General features: G+C 59.3%; 20 protein-coding genes, 1 pseudogene and 1 riboswitch. Of the genes and pseudogenes, 10 read left to right on the forward strand and 11 right to left on the reverse strand.

The window, feature by feature from the left end; translation table 11 throughout:
* Positions 1-25 precede the first annotated feature (25 nt).
* From ACYZT7_RS26955 to ACYZT7_RS26965, 3 genes are all read left to right on the forward strand, one after another.
* Positions 26-913: a nitrilase family protein gene (locus ACYZT7_RS26955; protein ID WP_462038894.1), complete on the forward strand. Its 888-nt coding sequence runs from the start codon at positions 26-28 to the stop codon at positions 911-913.
* 17 nt (positions 914-930) lie between these two features.
* The gene (locus tag ACYZT7_RS26960; protein ID WP_462038895.1) at positions 931-2,139 is read left to right on the forward strand and encodes a hypothetical protein; all 1,209 of its coding nucleotides are present in this window, start codon (positions 931-933) and stop codon (positions 2,137-2,139) included.
* Between the two features lie 78 nt (positions 2,140-2,217).
* The gene (locus tag ACYZT7_RS26965) at positions 2,218-3,198 is read left to right on the forward strand and encodes an asparaginase (protein WP_462038896.1); all 981 of its coding nucleotides are present in this window, start codon (positions 2,218-2,220) and stop codon (positions 3,196-3,198) included.
* Between the two features lie 58 nt (positions 3,199-3,256).
* On the opposite strand, the gene zapE is transcribed toward ACYZT7_RS26965, so the two are convergent.
* The 3 genes from zapE to ACYZT7_RS26980 form a co-directional block, all read right to left on the reverse strand.
* Positions 3,257-4,351: a cell division protein ZapE gene (gene zapE, locus ACYZT7_RS26970; RefSeq protein ID WP_449643050.1), complete on the reverse strand. Its 1,095-nt coding sequence runs from the start codon at positions 4,349-4,351 to the stop codon at positions 3,257-3,259.
* 91 nt (positions 4,352-4,442) lie between these two features.
* On the reverse strand, positions 4,443-5,798 hold the full coding sequence (locus ACYZT7_RS26975) for a tryptophan--tRNA ligase (protein ID WP_462038897.1): 1,356 nt from the start codon (positions 5,796-5,798) through the stop codon (positions 4,443-4,445).
* 24 nt (positions 5,799-5,822) lie between these two features.
* Positions 5,823-6,452, reverse strand: a complete 630-nt coding sequence (locus tag ACYZT7_RS26980; RefSeq protein ID WP_462038898.1) for an alpha/beta hydrolase — start codon at positions 6,450-6,452, stop codon at positions 5,823-5,825.
* Positions 6,453-6,596: 144 nt separating this feature from the next.
* Here ACYZT7_RS26980 and ACYZT7_RS26985 point away from each other — a divergent pair, with 144 nt between their 5' ends.
* Entirely contained in the window at positions 6,597-7,031 is a 435-nt protein-coding gene (locus ACYZT7_RS26985) for a Z-ring associated ZapG family protein (RefSeq protein ID WP_282378951.1), read from the forward strand.
* Between the two features lie 247 nt (positions 7,032-7,278).
* On the opposite strand, the gene ACYZT7_RS26990 is transcribed toward ACYZT7_RS26985, so the two are convergent.
* The 6 genes from ACYZT7_RS26990 to ACYZT7_RS27015 form a co-directional block, all read right to left on the reverse strand.
* Positions 7,279-7,995 (reverse strand): OmpA family protein, encoded by a 717-nt coding sequence (locus ACYZT7_RS26990; RefSeq protein ID WP_282378948.1) that lies wholly within the window; start codon positions 7,993-7,995, stop codon positions 7,279-7,281.
* A 116-nt stretch (positions 7,996-8,111) separates the two neighbouring features.
* A complete protein-coding gene (locus tag ACYZT7_RS26995; protein WP_282378946.1) occupies positions 8,112-8,753 on the reverse strand; it encodes an MBL fold metallo-hydrolase in 642 nt (213 codons plus the stop codon).
* A gap of 86 nt (positions 8,754-8,839) precedes the next feature.
* On the reverse strand, positions 8,840-11,578 hold the full coding sequence (locus ACYZT7_RS27000; protein ID WP_462038899.1) for a LuxR C-terminal-related transcriptional regulator: 2,739 nt from the start codon (positions 11,576-11,578) through the stop codon (positions 8,840-8,842).
* Positions 11,579-11,824: 246 nt separating this feature from the next.
* Positions 11,825-13,189, reverse strand: coding sequence for a DUF1329 domain-containing protein (locus ACYZT7_RS27005; protein ID WP_462038900.1), 1,365 nt, complete (start codon positions 13,187-13,189; stop codon positions 11,825-11,827).
* 27 nt (positions 13,190-13,216) lie between these two features.
* Positions 13,217-15,154 carry a DUF1302 domain-containing protein gene (locus tag ACYZT7_RS27010; protein ID WP_462038901.1) on the reverse strand — a complete coding sequence of 646 codons (1,938 nt, stop codon included), beginning with the start codon at positions 15,152-15,154 and terminating at the stop codon, positions 13,217-13,219.
* 335 nt (positions 15,155-15,489) lie between these two features.
* Positions 15,490-17,172, reverse strand: coding sequence for a fatty acid--CoA ligase (locus ACYZT7_RS27015; RefSeq protein WP_449643059.1), 1,683 nt, complete (start codon positions 17,170-17,172; stop codon positions 15,490-15,492).
* Positions 17,173-17,515: 343 nt separating this feature from the next.
* Here ACYZT7_RS27015 and ACYZT7_RS27020 point away from each other — a divergent pair, with 343 nt between their 5' ends.
* Positions 17,516-18,409: a glycosyltransferase family 2 protein gene (locus ACYZT7_RS27020; RefSeq protein ID WP_462038902.1), complete on the forward strand. Its 894-nt coding sequence runs from the start codon at positions 17,516-17,518 to the stop codon at positions 18,407-18,409.
* Between the two features lie 15 nt (positions 18,410-18,424).
* Here the strand turns inward: ACYZT7_RS27020 and ACYZT7_RS27025 are convergent, their stop codons facing one another.
* Entirely contained in the window at positions 18,425-19,054 is a 630-nt protein-coding gene (locus ACYZT7_RS27025) for a LysE family translocator (protein WP_449643061.1), read from the reverse strand.
* 92 nt (positions 19,055-19,146) lie between these two features.
* Here ACYZT7_RS27025 and ACYZT7_RS27030 point away from each other — a divergent pair, with 92 nt between their 5' ends.
* The 3 genes from ACYZT7_RS27030 to ACYZT7_RS27040 all read left to right on the forward strand — a co-directional run bounded on the left by ACYZT7_RS27030 (position 19,147) and on the right by ACYZT7_RS27040 (position 21,993).
* Positions 19,147-20,112: a 2-hydroxyacid dehydrogenase gene (locus ACYZT7_RS27030; protein WP_462038903.1), complete on the forward strand. Its 966-nt coding sequence runs from the start codon at positions 19,147-19,149 to the stop codon at positions 20,110-20,112.
* Positions 20,113-20,145: 33 nt separating this feature from the next.
* A complete protein-coding gene (locus ACYZT7_RS27035) occupies positions 20,146-21,144 on the forward strand; it encodes a methyltransferase (RefSeq protein ID WP_462038904.1) in 999 nt (332 codons plus the stop codon).
* A 51-nt stretch (positions 21,145-21,195) separates the two neighbouring features.
* Positions 21,196-21,320: riboswitch (yybP-ykoY riboswitch) on the forward strand.
* Positions 21,321-21,408: 88 nt separating this feature from the next.
* Positions 21,409-21,993, forward strand: a complete 585-nt coding sequence (locus tag ACYZT7_RS27040) for a TMEM165/GDT1 family protein (protein WP_449643064.1) — start codon at positions 21,409-21,411, stop codon at positions 21,991-21,993.
* Between the two features lie 122 nt (positions 21,994-22,115).
* Here ACYZT7_RS27040 and ACYZT7_RS27045 read toward each other — a convergent pair whose 3' ends face one another.
* Positions 22,116-22,934 (reverse strand): M48 family metallopeptidase, encoded by an 819-nt coding sequence (locus ACYZT7_RS27045; protein WP_462038905.1) that lies wholly within the window; start codon positions 22,932-22,934, stop codon positions 22,116-22,118.
* Positions 22,935-24,297: 1,363 nt separating this feature from the next.
* Between ACYZT7_RS27045 and ACYZT7_RS27050 the strand changes: the two are divergent.
* Both ACYZT7_RS27050 and ACYZT7_RS27055 read left to right on the forward strand, forming a co-directional pair.
* A pseudogene (locus ACYZT7_RS27050) lies at positions 24,298-24,492 on the forward strand (HAMP domain-containing protein); the annotation flags it as partial.
* A gap of 114 nt (positions 24,493-24,606) precedes the next feature.
* Positions 24,607-25,350, forward strand: a complete 744-nt coding sequence (locus ACYZT7_RS27055; protein ID WP_415773844.1) for a methyl-accepting chemotaxis protein — start codon at positions 24,607-24,609, stop codon at positions 25,348-25,350.
* Positions 25,351-25,362: the final 12 nt, after the last annotated feature.

The raw sequence follows: 25,362 nt of genomic DNA on the forward strand, positions 1-25,362 counted from the left end.
TAACAATAAAAAGAGGTCATCGGGAATGAGCGAGCCAACAAGCCCTGTTCGTGTAGCAGTCGTGCAATTCGATCCACAAGTCGGCATGCAAAATCGCGAAGCAAATCTGCGTAACAGCCTGAAATTAGCGTTGGAAGCGGCAAATGACGGTGCGAATCTCATCGTCCTGCCCGAGCTTTCAAGTACAGGTTACTTCTTCGAAACCCGGCAGGATGCGTTCGAGCATTCGGAGGCCGTTCCCAGCGGGCCGAGCGTGCAGAGCTGGATGGACTTTGCCCGCCAACACAAGGTTTATCTGGTCGCCGGTTTGACGGAGCGCGACGGCATGCAGCTGTTCAACACCGGCGTTCTTGTCGGGCCTGACGGCTTCATCGGCAAGTACCGAAAGGCACATTTATGGAATCTGGAAAAATTGTGGTTCACGCCGGGCGATCTGGGCTTCCCGGTTTTCGACACCCCCATCGGTCGCATCGGGTTGTTGATCTGCTGGGATATCTGGTTCCCGGAAGTCCCGCGCATTTTGAGCCAGCAAGGCGCCGACATTATTTGCAGCCTGAACAACTGGGTCTGGACCCCGCCGCCCCTGTTCGATGACGCCGGCAAGTGCATGGCGTCGTACCTGACGATGACGGCGGCTCACGTCAACAATGTGTTTATTGCGGCGGCGAGCCGGATCGGCGAAGAGCGAGGTGCACGTTACCTGGGTTGTTCGCTGATCGCGGGCACCAACGGCTGGCCGATTGGCCAGGTGGCTTCAGCGGACAAGCAGGAGATCCTGTTTGCCGACATCGACCTGACCAGCTCGCGCAGCGCGCCGATCTGGAACAACTTGAACGATTTGCATCGCGATCGTCGAGCCGATCTCTACGATCAAATGCTCGGTTACACCCAGCACCCTTGTCTGCCGCGCTGATTAAGGGAGGATGAGTGATGGAAACTGCAAACGAAAAACCGCAAAACCGGCTTGCCGCCAGGTCGCCGCTGGATACGGCGATCATCTGGCTGATGCTCGGCACGGCACTGTTGATCATCTGGCTTTCATTCACCTACCGGACATCCTGGTCAGCCCATTGGCCAGACTACAGTCACATGGTATCTAGCCTCCCGGAGCCGAGTGCCTGGTTGCGCTGGGTCCTGGGAGACATCAGCGAGGTTGCGTTCTACAAACACGAGTTCGCTTCGATCGGACTGCTTGCAGGCGCCTATCTGGCCTACTGGGCGAATCGAACGGGAAAAGCCTGGCAAGGTTTTACCATTTGCTACGGCAGCGGATTATGGCCGTGGCTCGTCACCAGCTCGTTGCTTGGCCTGTTGCTGAGCAACCTTCTGTGGGGCTGGACGGTGACGGCCACCCGTTGGCAACCCACGTTTGCCGCCTTTGTTTCATTGCCGGCGGCGATGGTGCTGATGTTTGGCGGCGGCTGGAAGGTCACGATCAATGGCGCAATCATGGGCGCCGTGTTCGTCACTCCGATGTGCTTGTTGATCGTCAATTACGTCTGCAATCCCCTCGGATTGCCAGCTGTGATCGGCAACGTCACGGGCATGGCGGTCGCCAGCGTCGGCGCTTTTCTGCTCTGCCGTTACCTGCCGAGCCTGGTGAAGCCCGACCCACTCAAGAAGCCGTGCCCCCCTGTGCCCGCACCCGTCATCACCAAAACGCCGGACTATGGCGTCGTATGGAGTCTACGCCGGGTGTTGGCCGACTTTTCGGAAGCGCCGTTCTTCGGCAATGAATGGGCCAGTCTCGGCTTGATCGCGGGCGCCCTGCTGGCTTACACCTTGAACCCGACGAGCCCGGTGTATGGCACGGGCTTGCTGCCCCAACTAATCGCCGCGCAAGCGTTGACCTCGGCATTAGGAGTAGTGATCTGGCGTCGGCAATGGATACTGCGCGGCTGGTATCCCACCTATGTTCCATTGGTGTCAGTCGTGCCGGCGGCCGTTCTGACGTACGGTGGCAGCTGGCAGGTCATCGCCTCAAGCGCACTGCTGGGGACACTGATTGCGCCACCGCTGGCGTGCGCGATTGCCAAGCGTTTGCCGGCCGACATGCACGGTTTCATCGGCAATGTACTGGCCATGGCCATCAGTACGTTGCTGATCATTCCGTTTGTCGGACTGCTGGTAGCCAGCTGACGAACGTCGCGATTGGGCTGTATCTCGGACTCAAATCCGGATACAGCCACTTCTCATCACAAGCAAATGAGGTATCACATGGATCTGCCCAAACTGGCCATTGCGGCGCTCGGCGGCACCGTGAGCATGCAAGCCAGCAACGCTGGTGAAGGGGTGATCCCGACCGTCAGCGGCGAAACCCTGCTGGCCTCGGTGCCAGAGTTGGCGACCTTGGCACGGGTCACCGTAGAAACGCTCGGACTGTTGCCGAGTGCCTCACTGGATTTCGACTTTTTGCTAAGCGTCCTTTCATGGGCGAATGTTCAAATCGGCCAAGGTGCGGTGGGTGTTGTCATCACTCAAGGCACGGACACCCTAGAGGAAACCGCCACATTTTTTGACTATTTGTGGGACCACGACGAGCCGTTGGTCCTGACCGGCGCCATGCGTTCGGCAGCCCAGGCAGGGGCCGATGGTCCGGCGAATCTGCTGGATGCTTGCCGGGTTGCACTGGCTGAAAGCAGCCGTCGACGAGGCGTTCACGTGGTGATGAACGGACAGATTCATTCAGCGAACGCCGTCCGCAAAACCGATTCATTGGCATTGCAGGCGTTTTCCTCCCCTATCGTTGGTCCTGCCGGCATGCTGATGGAAAACACCGTCAACTATCTGCGCCTGCCAGGCCGGCGCAGGATCCTGCCGTTGCCACAGCTGACCACACAGAAGATTGCTCTGCTGGAAGCGCCGCTTTGCGCCGATACCCTGTTAATCGAGAACATCCTCGAACTGGGTTACGACGGGTTGGTGATTGCGGGTTTCGGTGCAGGACACGTTGGCGCGAGCTGGATGGATGTCATTGAAACCATCGCCAGAAAAATCCCTGTCATCGTTGCCACCCGGACAGGTTCCGGCTCCACGGCTGTATCGACCTACGGATTTATTGGCAGCGAGATGGACCTGATCAGTAAAGGTGCATTGATGGCTGGATTTCTCTGTCCACGCAAAGCCCGAATCCTGCTGTGGCTGCTCGTCGGCTGCCAGCGACAAGATGAACTGGCACGCTTTCTCGTTCAAAACTGAAACACAGCGCACAAAAAAGGGCCTGCAATGCAGGCCCTTTTTCATTTTTCAAAATGTCCTACGGCTTATGCGCCCGGGACAGGAACTCGTGGGACTGCATTTCCAACAAACGGCTGAGGGTGCGCTGGAACTCGAAGTTCAGGCGCCCGCCGGTGTAGAGGTCTTTGAGCTCGACTTCAGCGGAAATGATCAGCTTCACGTTGCGGTCGTAGAACTCGTCGACCATGTTGATAAAGCGCCGGGCGATGTCGTCGGTGGTGACGCTCATCTGCTCGACACCGCTGAGCAACACGGCGTGGAAGATCTTGCCCAGCTCGATGTAATCGTTCTGGCTGCGCGGGCCGTCGCAGAGTTCGCGGAAGTCGAACCAGGCCACATCATCGCAGGTGCGCAACGCACGGATTTCGCGGTTTTCGATCATCAGCACGTCGTTTTCGATGGCTGCCGTGCATTCCGGCGTCAGGGCGCGGAAGCTCTTGCGCAAGCTTTCGTGGGATTCATCGTCGAGCGGAAAGTGAAACAGCTCCGCTTGTTCAAGGTGGCGCAGACGATAATCGACGCCGCTGTCGACATTGACGATGTCGGTGTTCTGCTTGATCAGCGCAATGGCCGGCAGGAAGCGCGCACGTTGCAGGCCGTCCTTGTACAGACCGTCCGGCACGATGTTCGAGGTCGCGACCAGGGTCACGCCGTTCTTGAACAGCTCTTCCATCAACGTGCCGAGGATCATCGCGTCGGTGATGTCGGACACGAAGAACTCATCGAAACAAATCACCCGGGCTTCGTCGGAGAAGCGCTTGGCGATGATGGTCAGCGGGTTCTTCTCACCGCCGAGGGTCTTCATCTCTTCGTGCACGCGCTTCATGAAGCGGTGGAAGTGAGTGCGGACCTTTTCCTTGAACGGCAGCGCTTCGAAGAAGGTGTCGACCAAATAGGTCTTGCCGCGACCGACGCCACCCCAGAAGTACAGACCCTTGACCGGCGCCGCGTCTTTCTTGCCAAACAGTTTGCCGAACAGACCCGGTTTGCTGTGCGAGGCCGCGACCAGATCGTCGTACAGGCGCTGCAAATGGCGCACCGCAGTTTCCTGCGAAGCGTCATGGAAGAATTCCGGGCGTTTCAGATCAGCTTGATATCGTTCTAGGGGCGTCATAATTCGTTAGCAAGGCAACAAAAACGGGCCGTCACTGTAGCGACGGCCCGTGGGAATGGCAATCGGCCCTTGGTCGGGCCGAGCCGTTGATTTATTCCTGAACCGGCGTCAGAGCAACCCGCAGCGTCTCGATGGCAGCATCGCAACCGGCGATGTCTGCAAAGGCCGGGCTGTCGGCAACGCACTCGCCTTCCAGCCAGACGCTGAAGCTCAGGTCTTCGTTGCGCACGTCCAATGGCTGACCCGATTGCAGTTGCTTGGTCACCTGGCCTGCGGTTTTACCGTCGGCGAAGTTGCGCGACAACAGCAGTTGTTCGCCATCGGCCGCCAGCAGACGGAAGCGGAAACTGCCGTCGTCTTCACGGAAGCTGACGAAACGCGCGGCTTTCGCGGCTTTTTTCTTGGTGGTGGCAGCGACTTGAGTCTGAGCGACAAAAGAGCGCAGGCCCACCGCTTCACGCAGTTCGTGGAGGAACGGTGTCGCCACCGAACGAGCCTTTTTGGCGCCGATCTGCAGCATGTCTTCCAGGTCTGCCGGACGTTCGATCAGCTGGTGATAACGCTCGCGGGACTCGCCCAGCTCGCTGTCGAGCAGCTGGAACAGACGATTCTTCGCCTCGCCCCAACCCAGGCCCTGCAACAATTCGCTGCGGAATTCGTCGGACTGCGCCGGGGTGGCGAAGGCCTGAAACAAGGTGAACAGGTGCGAATTGTCTGGATCTTTCGCCTCGCCCGGCGCACGGGAGTCGGTAACGATCCGCGAAATCGCGTCCTTCATTTCCTTGGCGCTGCTGAACAACGGAATGGTGTTGTCGTAGCTCTTCGACATTTTGCGACCGTCGAGGCCTGGCAGCGTGGCGACGCTTTCTTCGATCAGCGCCTCGGGCATGGTGAAGAATTCTTTGCCCTGACCGAACAGGTGGTTGAAGCGCTGGCCGATGTCACGGGCCATTTCCACGTGCTGGATCTGGTCACGACCGACCGGCACCTTATGAGCGTTGAACATCAGAATGTCCGCCGCCATCAGCACCGGGTAGCTGTACAAGCCCATGGTGATGCCGGCGTCCGGGTCTTCGCCGGTTTCAACGTTCTTGTCCACCGACGCCTTGTAGGCGTGGGCACGGTTGAGCAGGCCCTTGGCGGCGACGCAGGTCAGCAACCAGGTCAGCTCGGGAATTTCCGGGATGTCGGACTGGCGATAGAAGGTTACGCGGTCCACGTCCAGGCCACCGGCCAACCAGGTCGCGGCGATTTCCAGACGCGAGCGCTGGATGCGCAGCGGGTCATCGCATTTGATCAGGGCGTGGTAGTCGGCCAGGAAGTAGAACGAATCGGCATTGCTGTCACGGCTGGCGATGATCGCCGGGCGGATGGCGCCGGCGTAGTTGCCCAGGTGCGGCGTGCCGGTGGTGGTGATGCCGGTGAGGATGCGTGTACGAGTCGTCATGGGTAATCGCTTGTCAGACTGCAATCAATTCGAAAGACGCGGCAGGATCAGATCCTTGAGATCGGTCAGCTTGCCATGAAAAAAGTGTCCGCATTCTGCCACTTTCAGCAGCTCATGGGGGCGCTCGAGTTTCGAGGACCAGTCGTAGACGGCTTGCGGATCGATGACTTCGTCGGTTTCCGGCTGGATCAAGGTCAACGGGCAGTTGACCGGCAACAGGTCATAACCGTTGAGACGAGTGACAGCAGCCGCGACCATGAACAAATGTTTCAGCTGTTCGCCCTTCGCTTCCAGGCGTCCGCCGAGACTTGCTGCAACAAAACCGCCGAAGGAGAATCCGAACAGCGTCAGCGGCAACTCGGGGTGTTTGGCTCGAAGCCATTCGGCAACGGCTTGGGCGTCGTCGACTTCGCCGGTGCCCATATCGTGGGTGCCTTCACTGGCACCAACGCCACGGTAGTTGAAGCGCACAGTAATCAAACCGGCATCGCGCGCGGTGCGCTGCAAGGTCGAGACGACTTTGTTGAGCATGGTGCCGCCCTGCACCGGGTTAGGATGGCAGATCAGCGCCAGGCCGCGGGGCTGCTCGTTATCAAGATAAAGAGCTTCCAGTTGGCCGACCGGGCCATCAATCACTACAGGGGTTTCGCGCATAAGCAAGGAAGGAACTCCGTGACCTCGAATCGGGTCGACTCGTCTAGCAAATTGTCTGTGCCAATCTATTGCGAGTGAATCGCGGTATACAGCGCAGGTTCGAGCCGTTAACGTAAAGCAAAGCCGTTTATAGAGGAAGGACTCGTGGAACACTCGCTCTTAGTTTGGTTGTTGCCGACTCTTGCCCTGGTTGTGGGTGTCGCCATTGGATTCCTGATCGCTCGCCTGGTGCCGAATGCCGCTCCTAGCAGCACACAACGTCAGCTGGATGACGTTCAGGAACGTTTCGACAGTTATCAGAACGAGGTGGTCACCCACTTCAACAGCACTGCAACCCTGGTCAAGAAACTGACTCAGAGCTATCAGGAAGTGCAGGATCATCTCGCCGAGGGTGCCAACCGCCTGGCCCTGGACGAGCAGACCCGTCAACGCTTGCTGGCCTCCCTGCACGCCGATGCGTCAGTGGCCCCACGGGAACGCCTGACGCCACCGCGCAATCAGGAACCGCCTCGCGATTACGCCCCCAAAGCTCCGAATGCGCCGGGCATGCTCGATGAGCATTACGGCCTGAAGAAGTAATCAGGTTTCGCGCGACATGAAAAAGCCCCCGGATGAGTGATTTGTCCGGGGGCTTTTTTGTTGCTGATCCAATATCTCTAGCGCCCATTCGGGCCCCATCGCGAGCAAGCTCGCTCCCACAGGGGAACGCATTCCAAATGTGGGAGCGAGCTTGCTCGCGTTGGGGCCTGAGCTGTCGATACTAAAAGCCCGCCCGATCTGTTGAGGATCGGGCGGGCTTTTTTACGCCTGGGGTTCAGTCAGGCTGTTACTGGTACTGCTGAGTCGGTTGCTGATATTGCTGGCCCGGAATCGCCTTCAGGTTGACCTCGACCCGACGGTTCTGCGCCCGGCCATTGACGTCGCCGTTGCTGGCAATCGGGTTATCCGGCCCGGCACCGCGAGCCGACAGGTTGGCACCGCTCACGCCTTGCGACGTCAGGTAGGTCGCCACGCTCTGGGCACGACGCTGGGACAGGTCCATGTTGTGCTGGCGGCTGCCGGTGCTGTCGGTGAAACCGACGATCTCGATCTGGTTCTGGCTGAACTCCTTGAGCGAGCCTGCCAGATTGTTCAGCGGCTGGTAGAAACTCGACGCGATGTTCGCCGAATCGGTAGCGAAGGTGATGTTGCCCGGCATGATCAGTTTGATCTGATCGCCCTGGCGCTGCACCTCTACCCCGGTGTTGGCCATGCTGGCGCGCAATTTCTTTTCTTGCTGGTCGGCGTAATAACCGTAACCGGCCGCAGAAGCGCCGACCACGGCAGCGCCAATCAGCGCGCCCTTGCCACGGTTGTCGTGACCGATGGCGGCACCGGCCAACGCACCGGCCAGAGCGCCGAGGCCCCCGTACTTGGCGGTTTTACTCATGCCCGTGGAGCCACCGTCGGCCTGACCCTGATTGTCGTAAGGGTTAGGCGAGGCGCAGCCAGACAACAAGGCCACGGCAGTAGCGACAATAATCAAACGACGCTTGGTGAACATGAAGAGCTCCTGATTTTTGCATTCTGTGGTGCAACGGACCAAGGCATTAAACCTTTGCGGGCGTTGGATCATTGCGGATGAAAAAAATTCCGCGGCGCCCCTTACAACTGCAGAAATCAGGCCCGCACAAAAGGGTTCTCGCGCATTTCGTCGCCCAGACGCGTGTCCGGACCATGCCCGGTCACTACCGTCGCCTCTTCATCGAGGGTGTACAGCCGCTGCTTGATCGACCGCACGATGGTCGCCTGATCGCCACCCCACAAATCCGTGCGCCCTACCCCGCGACGAAACAACGTGTCACCGGCAATCAGCAGCTTAGCCTCTGAAAACCAAAAGCTCATGGAGCCCGGCGTATGACCCGGCGTGTGCAACGCCACGCCGCAACCGCACGCCAGTTCTTCATCATCGGCCAACCAGCGATCCGGCGACGGCACCGGCGTGTAAGGCACACCGAACATCTGGCACTGCATCTCCAGGTTGTCCCAGAGAAATTGATCTTCTTTATGCAAATGCAGGGTTGCGCCGGTTTTCTCCTTCAACTGACCGGAAGCCAGGAAGTGATCGAGGTGCGCGTGGGTGTGAATGATGCTGACCACCTTCAGACCCAGAGCGTCAAGCCGCGCGAGGATCAGTTCGTGATTGCCACCAGGATCGACCACGATCGCCTTTTTGGTGATCGGATCGCCGATGATCGTGCAGTTGCACTGGAGAGGGCCGACGGGGAAGGTTTCGCGGATGAGAGTGGGCTGCAGGGACATCGGGGCATGCTCGATAAACGGGGATGGGCAATTTTCGCACACATTTGCATCGAGTCATTTGCGGTCATGCACTTCAAAAAAATGCGCTACCCCAACACCCCCAGCTCCTTCGCCCGCGCCACCGCCTGCGTACGCCGCTCCACTCCAAGCTTGCTGTTGATATGGCTGGCATGGGTTTTCACCGTGTGCAGCGAAATAAACAGTTGATCGCTGATTTCCTGATTCGAACAGCCTTGGGCGATCAGTCGCAGGACGGCCATTTCCCGCGCACTGAGTTGTTCCGCCGCGGCGGATGACTCCGCTGCGGGACGGGCTGTCACTGCCGGAAGTTTTTCTGAAAGGCTCAATGAAACGGGAGTCGGCACACCGAGTTGAAGTTGGTTACGCAGCCAGTCCGGATGTTCAGCCAACAACCCGTCAAACGGTTGCAGCACCCCACCGGCCGCCGCATCCAGGGCTTGAGCCAGCGCTTTGCGGGCCTCGGGTTCGCGCCCGCCCCCCAGCAACAACGTCACTTTCTGAGTCAACGCCATCACGCAGAGCATCTGCCTGCCGGTTTGCTGCCCATGCTCAAGCAACGCATTCAATCGCCCTTCGGCCAGCATCGGCTGCCCTTGAATGACCTCCAGCAAGGCCTGCTGCAACTCGATATGCAGCGGCAGTTGCGGATGGAACTCCGGAGGCGCTGCAGCGTGCTCGCCGTTATAGGTCTGGCCCAAGCGAGCGAGCCAGGCTTCGGCCAGATCGGTGCGACCCTGGGCTAGCCAGAGCTCGCATTTGACCAGCGTAATCATCGCCAGGTAGTAAATCGGCGGTACGTCCCAGATGTGCATCAAGCGCTCGGCTTCGGCGAGTTCGGCAAAGGCTTTGGCGAATTCGCCACTGCTGCCCTCAAGCCTGGCGATCACGCAGTGACCGATCAATACGCTGATGTCGCGACAGGCTCGTGCTTCACTCAAACCGGCTTGCAAACGTGCCCGTGCGGCTTGCGGTTGCAAGCGCAGGGCCAGTAAAAAGCCCTCGTACAAGGTCAGTCGGGCGCGGACCGCATAGAGCCGTTGCGGGGATAGCTGTTGCAGGCGTTGCAGGCCCTGACGCACTTCATCCAGCGAACGAAGGATTTCCCCTCGCGCTTGCAGCACGCGAGCGCGGTCGTAATGGGCCAGTGCTTCGAACAGCGGGTTGCCAACCCGTTGCGCCAACTCCAGAGACTCACGGTTCAACCCGCGTGCGCGCCACAAGTCGCCGTCGGCAATGGCCAGGTTGGACAGGGTCGAGAGACACATCAGGCGTTGCCCGTAGCGTTTGGCCGGCAGGCTCTCCTGCGCTTCGGTGCAATAGAGCAACGTCAGTTCGCGATTGCCGCGCCCGCGAGCGATGATTCCGCTCAGGGCCAGCCATTGCGCCAGCATTGATTTCTGCGCAGTGGCTGACGGGGCCGGCAGGAAGCGGCTCAAATGACTGGCCAGTTCCTCGGCGGCGTCCAGCTGACAAGCCAGCCCCAATGCCCAGCTGTACAGCACGATCAGCCGTGGCGTGCTGATCAGCAGGCTGTCGGGCAAGTCCATTTTCCAGCGCAGCAACATGCCAACGTTCTGTTCGGCCAGCAGTTGTTCTTCGGAGAGGTTCTGGACCAGGTTCGCCGCGACATCCAGGTGCCCGGCACGCAACGCCTGCTCGACCGCCTCATCGAGCAGCCCCTGGGCATTGAACCATCGACAGGCGCGCAGGTGCAGGGTGGCCGCCGGCACGATCGCCTGCGCGGTAGGCCGGGTGCGCAGCAGGTCGGAAAACAAATGGTGGTAGCGATACCAGTGACCCTGTTCGTCCAGGGGCACCAGGAACACCTGATGGGCCAGCAGAAAACGCAGGATCTCGGCACTGTCATGGGCTTCGCGAACGGCGTCGCACAGTTCGCTGCAAAAGCGTTCCTGGGGTGCGGTGTCGTAAAGGAATGACTGCACTTCGGCGGGCAGACAATCGATGACTTCTTCGAGCAGGTAATCGCGGATCAGCCCTTCCCCGCCATGCAGCGTCTGCGGCAAAGCACCCTGGGTGCCCGCTTCGGACGCCGCCAGTAGCCAGAAACGCAGTCCGGCAACCCAACCTTCGCTGCGCTGGATGAGGCTCTCCAGCGCTTCGCCGCGCAAGGAACTGCTATGACGATCAAGCAGGGTCAAGGCTTCCTCGTGAGTCAGGCGCAAGTCCTGTTCATTCAACTCGAGCAGTTGCCGTGACAGCCGCAGGCGTGCCAGATGCCAGTCCGGCCGCTGCCGACTGGTGACCATGACCAGCAAGCCGTCAGGCAGGTGATTGAGGAAAAATTGCAGGCAGCGATCGAGCACCGGGCCCTGCGCCAGATGGTAGTCATCAAGCACCAACAGCAAAGGCGTACTCGATGCCAGGTGCACAGCCAACTCATCGAGCAAACCGTCCAGCCATTCTTCAAAGGCAAACGGCTGATGCCGCTGCCGCATTTTCAGCAGGCCCAGGGACTGGCTGCCGAGTTGCGGATAATAGTCCTGGAGGCCTTCGAGCAACCGCTCAAGAAAACGCCCTGGATCGCTGTCTCGCGGACTCAACCCCAGCCACAGACTTTGCCAGTGAGCCGGCAAGCCCTGACAGAACTCCACGGCCAACGAACTTTTGCCAAACCCCGCCGGTGCGCTGACCAGCAACAGCCTGCCACCAAGCCCCGCACTCAGGCGCTCGCACAGACGAGGCCGCAGCACATGGCCGTCGGGCAACGGAGGCCGAAAAAAGCGCCCATCCAGTGCCGCGACGGCAACGCTTGCAGGGCCCGGGTATGGGGACAGATCAGTCATGGCCGGCTCTTGTTTGAATGGCGGTTGGCGGCGTTGCAGATGTCCGCAGACTAGCGGTAAACGAAGAGGGAATGAAGGTTATTGCTACAAATGGCTACAAAAAGAATACAAGCAAAGGTATCGGTAAAACCCGACAGCCACGCCAGGCCTGAATGCGACCGCTACAACGATCGTTATGAAATTCAAAAAAAACGCCCCGAACCAGTCGGGGCGTTTTTAGAGGATGCGGCCTCTGTTCAGTACCGCTTAGCGAACACCCTCTTGGCGCAGCGCAGCCGGAGTGAAGTCGCTGGTGGTGGCGGTGAAGCCGAAGTCATACGCTGATTTCTCTTCGTTCTTCATGCCCAGTGCCAGGTAGCGGCCCGATTGCAGGTCGTACAAAGTTTCCAGGGTGTACCACGGCACCTGAACGTTGTAGTAGTTCTGGGAGTGAGCTTCCGCCACACGCCACAGTTGATTACGACCGTCGTAGTGGTCGATCACGGCCGCTTGCCAGGTGTCTTCGTCGATGTAGAAGTCACGCTTGGCGTAGATGTGACGCTGACCTTCCTTCAGGGTCGCCACCACATGCCAGACCCGGCGCAGCTCGTAACGAGCCAGGTCCTGGTTGATGTGACCGGCCTTGATGATTTCGTCGTACTTGAGTTGAGGTGAGTCGAGCTTGTAGCTGTCGGAGGCGATGTACATCTCTTTCTTGCCTTCGAGCTTCCAGTCGTAACGATCCGGCGCGCCGTTGTACATGTCCAGGTTGTCGGAGGTACGCAGGCCATCCGCCGCAGTACCCGGCCCGTCATAGGACACTTGCGGTGCGCGGCGTACGCGACGTTGACCGGCGTTGTAGACCCATGCCGAACGCGGCTCCTTCACCTGGTCGAGGGTTTCGTGTACCAGCAGCACACCACCGGCCAGACGTGCCGGCGCGGTCACTTTCTGCTTGAAGTAGAACAGGATGTTGCCCGGGTTCGCCGGATCGTAATCCTTCATCTTGTCGCGGAACACGAACTGGTCCTGGAAGTACACCAGGCTGTACGAGCCATTCGGTTGTGGCGTGGCCTGGGTTACCAGGCGGGTCACGCTGCCACCGCGATAGCGGGTGATGTGGTTCCAGATGACTTCAACGCCGGTCTTCGGGATCGGGAACGGAACTGCGGTTTCGAAGTTTTCCAGGCCGTTGCCGCCAGACACCAGGTTGGTGCTGGTGGCGTTTTTCTTGATGGAGGCAAACACGGCATCCGGCACGGTGGCGCCGCGATGGGACGGGTAGACCGGGATCTTGAAGGTTTCCGGGTAGCGCTTGAACATCGCGTACTGGCCCGGTGCGAGCTTGTCCTTGTACTGGTCGACGTTCTGCGCAGTGATGGTGAACAGCGGCTTTTCACTGGCGAACGGGTCGGACAGGAAGCCTTTGCCGTCGACGTTGCCAGCGTTTTTCGCCATCGGTTTCCAGGCCGGAATAGACCCGTCAGCGTTGCCCGCCATCTCGGCGCCCATCGGGGTCAGGCTCTTGCCCAGTTTGTCCGCTTCGGCCGCCGGGACCGCCGCCATGACACCGGTCGCCAGCAGCGAAAGCCCCAGAACACCGACTTGGAACAGACTCTTGGTTATTTTCATAGGTGTGTTCGTCCTGATAATCAGTGCTTAGAAGTTCACGCCGAAGCTGAGCGCAACGAAGTCGCGGTCATCCACGGTGGTGTACTTGCCGTCGAAGAAGTTGGTGTACGCCAGGCTCGCGGTGTAGGTGTTCTGATACTCGGCATCGACACCCAGGCTCACTGCTTTGCGACCTTCCTCGAAGTTGCCGCCAGGGCCAGGCGAGTAACCGCTCACGTCATGGGACCAGGCCACGTTCGGCTTGAGGTTCACGCCGGCGAATACGCTGTTGTATTCCCAGATGGCACGACCGCGGTAACCCCAGGAGTTTGCGGTGGTGAATCCGTCGTTTTCACAATAGCGGCTCACGTTGTTTTGTGGTCCACCGGCCAGGGTGCCGCTGTTCAATGTCTGGCACTGACCACCTGGCAACGGGCCCGGGCCGTAGCTCGGGTCACGACCGTAACGCGCTTTGGAAGTGCTTTCCAGACCGCCAACGTGAGTAAAGCCGACCTCGCCAACCAGGGTCAGTCGCTCGGCGCCCATCACCTGGTCGAAGAAGTGAGTAAGGGTCGTCTGGAGCTGGGTCACTTCCTTGCGGCGATAGCCCTGTTGATCCTGCCCTGGCGTACCCTGGAGCACGGAAACGTTAGGGTTCAGAGGCGTCAGGCCGGAAAAGAGAATGTCGGTGGTGTTGAGCTGAACCGGCGCGTTCGGCCGATAGCTGACCTCACCACTCCACGCCGTACCTGTCGGTAACGTGGTGGAGAAGCTCAAGCCATACAGGCGAATATCTTCAGGGTACTCGACGTAGTAGCTGGAGTTACCGGCCACTGCCAATGGCAACAAAGTCGGTGCCAGGTTACGCGCGACAGCAAGAGGAACACCTCTGCCCACCAGCGAGCCCACCAGGCCCGCCGCGCTATAAGCGCTCGCCGGAGCACCTTGGCCGCTGAAAATCGGCGCACGGCTGTGGTAGTTCATGAAGTAAGCGCCGAACTCGGTGTCCAGCGGATCGAACATGTATTTGAAGGAGACGCCGAATTGACCGCTGTCACGGGCATCGCGATCCGGGCCGCGACGAACGATTACGCCTTCATCCGGATCACCCCAGTTCACGCCCCTGGCAGCCAGGGTGTTGATGCTGGCGTTACGCAACGAAGCCGGCAGCCCCGCCGTCGTCAGTGCGCTGTTGAGTCCGTTACGAGTGCGCAGCACGGCGAGGTTTTGGTCGCAACCATCCGAAATCACGTCCGGTTGCGAGAAGAAGGTACCGCAGTTGTCGGTAACGGTCTGGTCCCATTCAAGCTGGTAGAAGGCTTCGGTCGAGAGGTTCTCGGTGAGGCTCTGGGACACATAGAACATGTTGACCGGGATCAGACCTTCCTTGATCTCGGCACCTGGACGACGGAACGCGGACACGTCGATCGGGTTGATCGAGTTGATACCGCCGCCGATGAAGGTACTTTCACCCCAACTCACTACTTGCTTGCCCAGACGCACGGAGCCCGGCTGATCGGCAACGGAGTAGTTGTGGTAGACGAAAGCGTCGAGAATCTGGCCGCCGGAGGACTTGGCGCCTTCCTTGCGGTTGCTGTCGCTGATGTCCTTGAAAGGACGGCTTTCGTCCTTGAGTTCGAAGTCGTACCAGTATTTGCCACGGACGAAAACGCCAGTGTCGCCGTATTTCAATTCAAGGTCATGGATGCCCTTGAAGATCTTCGAGAAGGTTTTCCCGCTCTCGAAGTTCAAGTGACCGTCATCGGAAGTCTGGGAGAGGCCGCGACCACCGTTGTTGACGCCGATGAGGTTCTTGTTGGCACTCTCGGTAGACCAACTGGCACCGATCGACAGGGATGAATCGAACTGACCTTCGATTTCACCAACGTTGAAACTGACGCCGAATGCTGGCCCGGCGAGCGTAGAGGCAAGACTGACCGCCAGGGGCAGTTTCGCCCGGCGCCAGAACTGGTTTACTGATGTCATCGACGCTACTCCATGTGCATTATTGTTATGGCAGTGAGTACTTCTAAAAACGCTGTGGATGACTGGAAGCCAAAGGGTCCCTAAGTCATTCCAAAGATGCATCGCCCCGTTTTGTGCGTTTGCTCCGTTCTTAAAAATCCTTGAGCGGACTATAGCCAGCAGGTAGTACTGCTTGATCCCTCTAAAGTGTGATTTGCAGCTGCCAGCCACTCTGGAACAGTCCTTTGCCAAGCCGACGCCCGTCGGCCCGGCAAGGATGGCTGAAAATTCAGATTTAACAAGCCAAGCGCTTGCTTGGTGGGGCTGGCGTGCCTTTCGGGCACGCCAAATGACACTTAAAGCGTCGAGAGGAACGTGCTGTTGTTGGCTTGCCATTCGGTGATGTCGACGCGAATACGCTTCTTGTCGAGCTTGCCGACACTGGTCTTGGGAATTTCAGTAACAAGAGCGATCTGGCTCGGGATGGCCCACTTGCTCAGGTGCCCCAATTCCACGAATGGCTTGAGGTGCTCCTTCAGCTCCTTCGCCCCGATCACATGGCCTTCGCGGACCACCAGCAGTGCAAACGGACGCTCGCCCCACTGCGGATCGGCAATCCCCACCACTGCTACTTCGCGTACCGCAGGGTGGCGACTGATCAGGTCTTCCAGGTCCAGTGAGGAGATCCACTCGCCGCCGGTCTTGATCACGTCTTTGATCCGGTCGCGAATATCGATCACTCCCATACTGTCCAGGGTCGCTACGTCACCGGTGTGCAGCCAGCCCCCGGCCCAGAGCTCGGCGCCCTTTTGCGGTTCGTTGAAATAACCCTCGGTGAGCCACGGCGCACGCAGCACCAGTTCGCCTTGGGTCTCGCCATCGGCGGGCAGGAAGTTGCCGTCGGTGTCGACAATCGCCGCTTCCACCAATGGCCCCGGCACACCGGCCTTGATCCGGTACGTGGTGCGTTCGTCTTCGGTGCCGGCCATCAGCTCGTCGTTGAGGTGCGCGCACGAGATCAGCGGTCCGGTTTCCGACATGCCGTAAGCGGCGGTCAGCTGAATACCATTGGCCTTGGCGGCTTCGTACAACGTGCGGTTCAACGCACTGCCGCCGATCACAATTTTCCAGCCACCAAAGTCGGTACCTTGCGCGGCCTTGGAATTAAGGAGCATTTGCAGAATGGTTGGCACGCAATGGGAAAAAGTGACCTTCTCCTTGCGCCACAGCTCCACCAGATATTCCGGGTCGTAACGGCCGGGATAGACCTGCTTGAGCCCGAGCATGGTCGCCACATACGGCAGGCCCCAGGCGTGCACGTGGAACATCGGGGTGATCGGCATGTAGACGTCGTTGGTGCCCAGCAAACGCACGCTGTCGATGGCACCCATGATGGTCGACACGCCCATGGTGTGCAGCACCAGTTGCCGATGGGTGAAGTACACGCCTTTGGGATTACCGGTGGTGCCGGTGGTGTAGAACGTGGTCGCGACCGAGTTTTCGTCGAAGTCCTGGAAGTCATACTGAGTGCTGGCAGCCGCCAGCAACTGTTCGTACTCGCCGATCAGGTTCGGCAAGTCGGCAGTTTTTTCCGGCAGGTCAGTCAGTAGCAGGGTTTTTTCCACCGTGGTCAGGTGCCCGGCAATGGCCTGGTACAACCCGACGAACTCGCTGTTGACCAGCACAAAGCGGTCCTCGGCGTGGTTCATGGTGTAGAGGATCTGTTCCGGCGACAGACGCACGTTGATGGTGTGGATCACCGCGCCGATCATCGGGATGGCGAACATGCATTCCAGATAACGATGGCTGTCCCAGTCCATCACCGCCACGGTATCGCCAGCCTTGACGCCGGCGGCCGTCAGCACGTTGGCCAGCCTTGCAACCCGTTCAATCAGGGTCGGATAGCTGTAGCGCAACTGGTCGCGGTAAATGATCTCGCGGGTTTTCTCATAGCGAGCGCCGGACATCAGCAGCCGTTTAATCAGCAGCGGATACTGGTAAGCGCCTTCGGCTGGGGGGATAACGCGAGTCTGCAACATAAGTGTCCCTTTTCTGACTGCACGGTCGTGGCTGAAAGTAAGCACTCTAGTGCCCTTGGACGCCCGCCAAATCAGCCAAAGGAATGATTTGCAGATCCGGGTAAAATGCTAGCTTTGCGCCACTACTTGGCGTGTTTCGTCGGGAATTCGGAATCTGCGCTGTAAAACGTTGCAACGCATGCACGTAACACTTGTCTGTGAGCCTTACCATACGGACACGATGAGCCGATGGGTTGACAGCCGACCAGTTGCCCCAAGTCGCCTGACCTCCACCTCATCTTCAAGAGAAGGATCTTGTTCACTAGACCTGTCTGGTCACACGCCATCGGTATTGCCTACAACAATGAGTATTGAACTGACCACCCCCGAGAACGGCCCCTCCACACAAGCGCCTCTGGTGTCCATCGTGGCGCCCTGTTTTAACGCGCGAAAGTACCTGGAAGACGCCATCAAGAGCATCTTCGCCCAAGACTATCCGAACTTCGAAGTCATCATCGTGGACGATGGGTCCAGCGACGACAGCCTCGCACTACTCAAGCGATTACAACAAACCTATGACTTCCAGCTGTACTCGCAACCGAACCAGGGTGTGAGCGCGGCGCTCAACCACGGCTTGCGATACGCCAAAGGTGTCTATGTGTCGACACCTGACCTGGATGACATCATGCTGCCAGAGTCGGTGCGCATTCGCGCCGAATATCTGGACCAGCACCCGAATGTCGGCTGCGTGGGTGCGCTGATCAGCTACATGGACAGCGATGGCAACACCACCAAGCAGCAGCAACGCGACCAGATCCACACCTACAACTTCGATCAGGTCCTCAGAGGTGCCGTCGTGATCGGCGCCCCTGTTGCGCTCTATCGCATGAAAGCAATGCGAAGTGCCGATTTCTACTCGCCGAAGCTGCGGGTTCAGGACTTCCAGATGACGTTGCGGATTGCCCGGCTGGGCTATGAGATCCATGAACTCCCGATCTGCATGACCCGCTATCGCCGCCATGCCAACAACCTGTCGAGAAAATACCGGATATTGCTCCAGGCGGACCTTGAGGCCATCGAACCGTACGTGAACCATCCCGGCTACCAGAGCGCCCGCACCAAACTGGTGAACAAGGCCCTCAAATACGCCGTCGTCGAAGACAAGAAAGAAGCCTGGCAGCTGTTGCGCTCGATTCCCTGGCGACACCTCAACAGAACCAGCTTCAAACGCTTCAAGCGGCTGGTATTACATCGCTAGCCGCATCACAGGGCCTCAGTGCATCTCGGTAAACGCGAGTTTCACACCGATGGCGATCAGTACCGCGCCCATGGTCCGGTCGAACCAGTGGCCCATCCGGGCGAAACCGGCGCGTACGCGTTGCTGGCTGAACAGCATCGCCACCAGGCAGAACCAGAAAGCCGTGGCCGCCGCGAGGTAAACCCCGTAACCCGCCTGCACCGCCAACGGCGTATGCGGATTGATCACCACGGTGAACAACGACAGGAAGAACAGCGTGGCTTTCGGGTTCAGACCGTTGGTCACGAAACCCGACGTGAAGGCGCCGCGAGCCGTGCGCTCGCCCGCTTCTTTATGCAGATCGTCAGCCACCGGTTTGGCCGGTTGCGCGCGCAGGGCCTTGAAGCCGATGTACAGCAGATAAGCGGCAGCCGCCCATTTCAAGGCGTTGAACAGCACGATCGACTGGGACACGATCAGGCCGATGCCGAGCAGCGAATAGCCAACGTGCAGGAAAATCGCCGTGCCGACACCCAGCGCCGTCCAGGTACCCGCTTGACGACCATGGGTCACGCTTTCACGCACCACCACCGCAAAATCCGGGCCGGGGCTGGCCACGGCCAGCAAGTGAATCAGGGCAACGGTCAAAAACTCTGTCCAGTACATGGGGGGATCCTTTTGGCCAAGCGTAACAGTTTGTTTCATCTGGTAGGCTCGGCAGATTACGCCTTCAGTTCACTGCACAAAAGGTACAGTTGATGACGAACACTCACCGCGCCGTTTTCCTCGACCACCCGTCCCTGGACCTGGGCGACCTCGACCTCAGCCCGCTGCAAGAGTGTTTCAGCGACTTACAGCTTTTCGCCCAGACCACGCCGGACCAGGTGATCGAACGCCTCAAGGGCGCCACCGTCGCCATCAGCAACAAGATTCTGATCGACGCCGCCGCCATCGCTGCCAGCCCCGAGCTGAAGCTGATCCTGATCGCCGCCACCGGCACCAACAACGTTGACCTCGCGGCTGCCCGCGCCCACGGGATTACCGTCTGCAACTGCCAGGGTTACGGCACGCCGTCGGTGGCGCAGCACACGATCATGTTGCTGCTCAATCTGGCAACGCGCCTGGCCGATTATCAAAAGGCTGTCGGCGAAGGTCGCTGGCAGCAGGCGAAACAGTTCTGCCTGCTGGATTACCCGATTGTCGAACTGGAAGGCAAAACCCTCGGTCTGCTCGGTCATGGCGAACTGGGCGGCGCGGTCGCACGACTGGCCGAAGCCTTTGGTATGCGCGTACTGCTCGGACAGATTCCCGGGCGCCCTGCCCGGCCGGATCGCTTGCCACTGAATGAGCTGTTGCCGCAGATCGACGCGCTGACCCTGCACTGTCCGCTCAACGAACACACCCGCCACTTCATCGGAGCCCGTGAGCTGGCTTCGATGAAACCCGGTGCGTTCGTGGTCAACACCGCGCGCGGTGGTTTGATCGACGAACAGGCACTGGCGGATGCCTTGCGCAACGGCCACCTGGGAGGTGCGGCCACCGATGTGTTGAGTGTCGAGCCGCCGACCGCCGGCAATCCGCTGCTGGCCCCTGACATTCCACGGCTGATTGTCACCCCGCACAACGCCTGGGGCAGCCGCGAGGCTCGGCAGCGAATCGTGGGCCAGTTGACCGAAAACGCTCAGGGATACTTCAGCGGTAAAGCGCTGCGGGTCGTCAGTTGATAAACTGCGGCACTTTTTTCACAGGAGCAGATTATGGATCCGCGCAGTGAAGTACTGCTTCGTCAGGCCGAGTTATTTCAGGGTTCGGTGCTGCTGGCCGGTTTGCCCGCCGATGACCTGCTGGGCCGTCTGCCCGACGCTCATGGTTGGTGCTGGCATGCCGGCGATCAAGCAGCGCTGGACGCCCGCTTCCCCGAGCGCAGCCATTTCGGTGTGACTGTACCTGAGCGCGCGTTCGACACCGCCGTGGTATTTCTGCCCAAGTCCAAGGACCTGACCGACTACATCCTCAATGCCCTCGCCTCAAAACTGGCCGGTCGTGAACTGTATCTGGTGGGTGAAAAACGCAGCGGCATCGAAGGCGCGGCCAAGCAACTGAACCCCTTCGGCAAACCGCGCAAGCTCGACAGCGCGCGGCATTGCCAGCTCTGGCTGGTCACCGTGGCCACCGCGCCAGAAGCCAAATCGCTGGAAAGCCTGGCCGAGACGTATGAGTTGCTGCTGGCCGAAGGTCCGCTGAAAGTCATCAGCCTGCCGGGCGTGTTCAGCCACGGGCGGCTGGATCGCGGCAGCGCGTTGCTGCTGGAACATCTCGATAAGTTGCCGAGTGGCCATTTGCTCGACTTCGGTTGCGGCGCGGGCGTTTTGGGTGCGGCGGTCAAGCGACGTTATCCACACAACCAGGTCACCTTGCTTGATGTGGATGCATTTGCCGCTGCCAGCAGTCGTCTGACCCTGGCGGCTAACGGCCTCGAAGCTGACGTTATTACCGGTGATGGCATCGACGCTGCACCGATGGGCTTGAGTGCAATTCTGAGCAATCCACCGTTCCATGTCGGCGTTCACACCGACTACTTCGCTACCGAGAACTTGCTGCGAAAAGCAGCCAAACATCTGAAAAACGGTGGCGAACTGCGCTTAGTGGCGAACAGCTTCCTGAAGTACCAGCCGCTGATCGAAGAGCACCTCGGGGTGTGCGCAATCAAGGCTGAAGGACAGGGTTTCAGAATCTATCGGGCCAAACGCGGCTAGGCCTTCTTTTTAGAAAAGAGGCTTGCCCAATCGGATTTGTCTAGGCAGAATCCGCTCCGTCCTAGGGGAGTAGTCTCCCACGAGCGCCATGCTCGTCCGGCATACGTCAACATACTTGGTCAACAGACCATGGCGTATGCGACCCAAGCGTCCGCATCAGACGGATCGCAGGGTTTGACAAGACCTATGACACGAACACCTTACCCGGGGCGGGAAGGCTGTACGTGTCATAGCCGTGTCGACCCGCCCCTTAGGAAAACCCTGATGCTGGATTCACTTCTCGTTCCCACCGCAATCGTTGCCTTGGCCGAAATCGGCGACAAGACGCAACTGCTCGCGCTCATTCTCGCCGCTCGCTTTCGCAAACCTTGGCCGATCATCGCCGGTATCGTCGCTGCGACCCTGGCCAACCATGCGGCAGCCGGTGCGGTAGGCGCCTGGGTCGGTGGCTTCTTCTCGAATGCGATGCTGCACTGGATCCTCGCCGCGAGTTTCACCGCGACGGCGTTGTGGACCCTGGTGCCGGACAAGATGGACGACGACGAAGCCAGCACCGCCCGCAAGTTCGGACCGTTCCTGACCACGTTGATCGCGTTTTTCCTTGCGGAGATGGGCGACAAGACGCAGGTCGCCACCGTGATGCTCGCTGCGCAATACCCGGAACTGTGGCTGGTGATTATCGGCACCACCGTCGGGATGTTGATTGCCAACGTACCGGTGGTTTTGGCGGGTAACTTTGCCGCGGATAAATTGCCGCTCACCCTGATCCGTCGCCTGGCGGCGTCGGCGTTCTTCATCCTCGCCATTGTCGCGGTGTACAAGGCGATGCAGAGCAGCGGGTGGATTTGACGCGGTAGGTCGGTAGACCGCGTTATCGTTCTTCGCGGGCAAGCCTCGCTCCTACAGATCAGCGTAATCCTGTAGGAGCGAGGCTTGCCCGCGAAGGCGTCAGCAGCCGCGCTGCATGAACATCAGGACTTTTTGGCTTTCTCGTACAGCGGCATGACTTTCGGGATCGCCGCCTGCAACGAAGCAATACGACTCGACGACGCCGGGTGAGTACTCATGAACTCCGGCGGCGAACCTTCCGAAGCCTTGCTCATCTTGTTCCACAAGGTGATCGCCGCGTTCGGGTTGTAACCGGCGCGAGCGGCCAGTTCCAGACCGATGAGGTCCGCCTCGTTTTCATTGGAGCGACTGTTGGGCAAGGTCATGCCGTAGTTGGCCACGGTGTCCGCCAGCGCCAGGCTGTCCTGACCCAGGCCGAACAAGGCACCGGCGCCCTGCTTGGCCATTTCGATGCCGTAAGCTTTGGACATCGCTTCACGACCGTGCTCGCGCAGGGCGTGGGCGATTTCGTGGCCCATGATCGCGGCGATTTCATCGTCGGTCAGTTGCAGGCTGTCGATCAGACCGGTGTAGAAAATGATCTTGCCGCCAGGCCCGCAGTTGGCGTTGAGCTCGTCGCTCTTGATCAGGTTGACCTCCCACTTCCACTGGGCCGAATCCGGTCGGAAAATCGGCGCCTGGGCAATCAGCCGGTCGGCAATGGCCTGGACACGTTTGGCCTCGCTACTGGTCTTGTCCAGCACGCCTTTACTGCTCGCCTCGCCGACGGTCTTTTGATAAGACTGGGCGTACATCTGATTGACCTGATCGGTCGACAGCATGCTGAACATGTACTGTTTGCGCTCAACGCCCACCGCGCCACCGCTGGTGGTGTTGACCGACTGACAACCGGCGAGCAGCAGACCTGCGCTCAGCGCACACAAAACCAATGTCTTATTCATCAAAAATTTCCCTGAAAACATGCCGGGTATCCTAGGCGGTGAATTGTATCGGCGCCAGATACAACAGAGGTGTAGACGCACATTTCAGACAAAGCTCTCATGACCGTAGGAAAAAACTCACCTAATCAGCGCCCACCGCGGTCGATAACGGCCCCCAATGATTCATTTGCGACATCAACGCCTACAAAACAGCCAATTCGCCAAACCCCGCTCATGGCCATCGACACCCCTGCCGATACAGCACCGCAGACGTCCTCTTGCGTGCGGAGCACCCATGAAATTCAAGTCGATCCAGTTTTCCGTGGCAGCCCTCGCCGGCGCCATCGTTCTTAGTGTCGTAGCAGCCTTGGTGCTGTACGCGCTGTTTTCCGGCGCACGGACACAAGACATGGTCCAGGAACGAACCCAGGCACAATTCGAACAAGTCATCGAACAGCGCCTGACGTCACTGGCGCAAACCCAGGTCAGCCAGATCCAGCGCGAGCTCGAAGCGCCACTGCTGATTGCCGGCGGACTGGTGCGAGTCAACGCATTGATCGGCACACCGGGCGCCGATGGTCAGCCACAGTTGAGCCTGAGCCGTGAGCAGTTGATCAGCCTGGTCAAGGAAAACGTCACCAAGAACCCGAAAATTCTCGGCACCTACATCGGTTGGGAAAAAAACGCCCTCGATCACAACGATGCGGCCTACGTCGACACCAAGGTGGTCGGCATCGACGCCAGCAACGGCCGCTTCCTGCCGTGGTGGTTCCGCAACGAAGACGGCAGCCTGGGACTGGATAAACTGGTAGACGTCGACGACCAGAAAACCCTGTCCACCGGCGTGCGCGCCAGCGAGTACTACCTGTGCTCGAAAGAAACCAAAAAATCCTGCGTGATCGATCCGGCGCCCTACAAGGTCGGCGACAAGATCGTCATGCTCGCCTCCTTTATTGAACCGATCATGCTCAACGGGGCCTTTCAAGGCATCGTCGGTGCCGACTTGTCGGTGAACTTCATTCAGGAAATGCTCCTCGGCGCGAATCAGAAGTTGTACAGCGGCTCAGGTGTTATGGCCTTGATCGGCGGAAACGGTCGGATCGTTGCCTACACCAAGGACCCGAGCAAATTCGGCGAGAAAGTCAGCGACATCCTCGACAGCCAGCAGATCGCCAACATGGCCAATCTCAAGCGCGGTGAAGTCACCTACACCGTCGACAAGGCCCAGGGCCGGATCGAGTTGTACCTGCCGTTTGGCATCGGCCAGACCGACGCTCGCTGGACCCTCATGCTGCAACTGCCGTTGAACGCAGTGATGGCCGACCTGCAAAAACTTCAGGGCGATCTGGACACCCAGCGCAAGTCCGACACCTTCGGCATGGCCATGGTCGGCTTGTTGATTGCCGGTATCGGCTTGCTGGTGATCTGGCTGGTGGGCCACGGCATTGCCCGGCCGCTGAAGCAGATGGTTGCCATGCTTGACGACATCGCTCAGGGCGAAGGTGACCTGACTCGCCGCCTGACCAGCGATCGCGCCGACGAATTGGGCTCGATCGCCAAAGGCTTCAACACATTCCTGGCCAAGTTGCAGGTGATGATTACCCAGGTGGTGACTTCGGTGCAGAGCGTCAGTGATTCGTCGGAACACACCGCCGACATCGCCATCCGCACCAACATCGGCGTGCACAAGCAAATGGCCGAGATTGATCAAGTCGCCACTGCGGTGCATGAAATGACAGCGACCGCTCAAGACGTGGCGCGCAACGCGACCCAGGCGGCACAAGCCGCCAGCCATGCCGATCAAGCAGCGGCGCAGGGCATGCAGATCGTGCGCGATACGTCGAACTCGATCGGCGTACTGGCGGTGGAAATCGGCAAGGCCGTCAGCGTGGTACAGACCCTGGCCAAGGACAGCGAGAACATCAACGCAATCCTCACCGCCATTCGCGGAATCGCAGAACAAACCAATTTGCTGGCCTTGAACGCGGCCATTGAAGCGGCCCGTGCCGGTGAGCAGGGACGTGGTTTTGCGGTGGTGGCCGATGAAGTGCGCAATCTGGCGCAGAAAACTCAGAAAGCCACTGAAGAAATTCAGACCATGATCCAGCAGCTGCAACAAGGCACGCGCGATGTGGTGCGGGTGATGGAAGACAGCCAGAACCGCACCGACGAAAGCGTGCAGCATGCGGCGAAAGCGGCCGAGGCGTTGGAGACGATTACTCAGGCGGTGTCGGTGATCAACGACATGAACACGCAGATTGCCAGCGCGGCCGAGGAACAGAGCGCGGTGGCTGACGACATTAATCGTAATGTGATCAACATTGGGCAAGTGGCCAATGAAGTGGCTGGCGGAGCGGATGAATCGAGTGCGGCGAGTGCGGATTTGACCAAGCTGGCTGAGCAGCAGCGGCGGCTGATCAATCAGTTCAAGGTTTAAAAATAGCTGGAA

This window comes from Pseudomonas sp. RT4P38, from assembly GCF_054897765.1.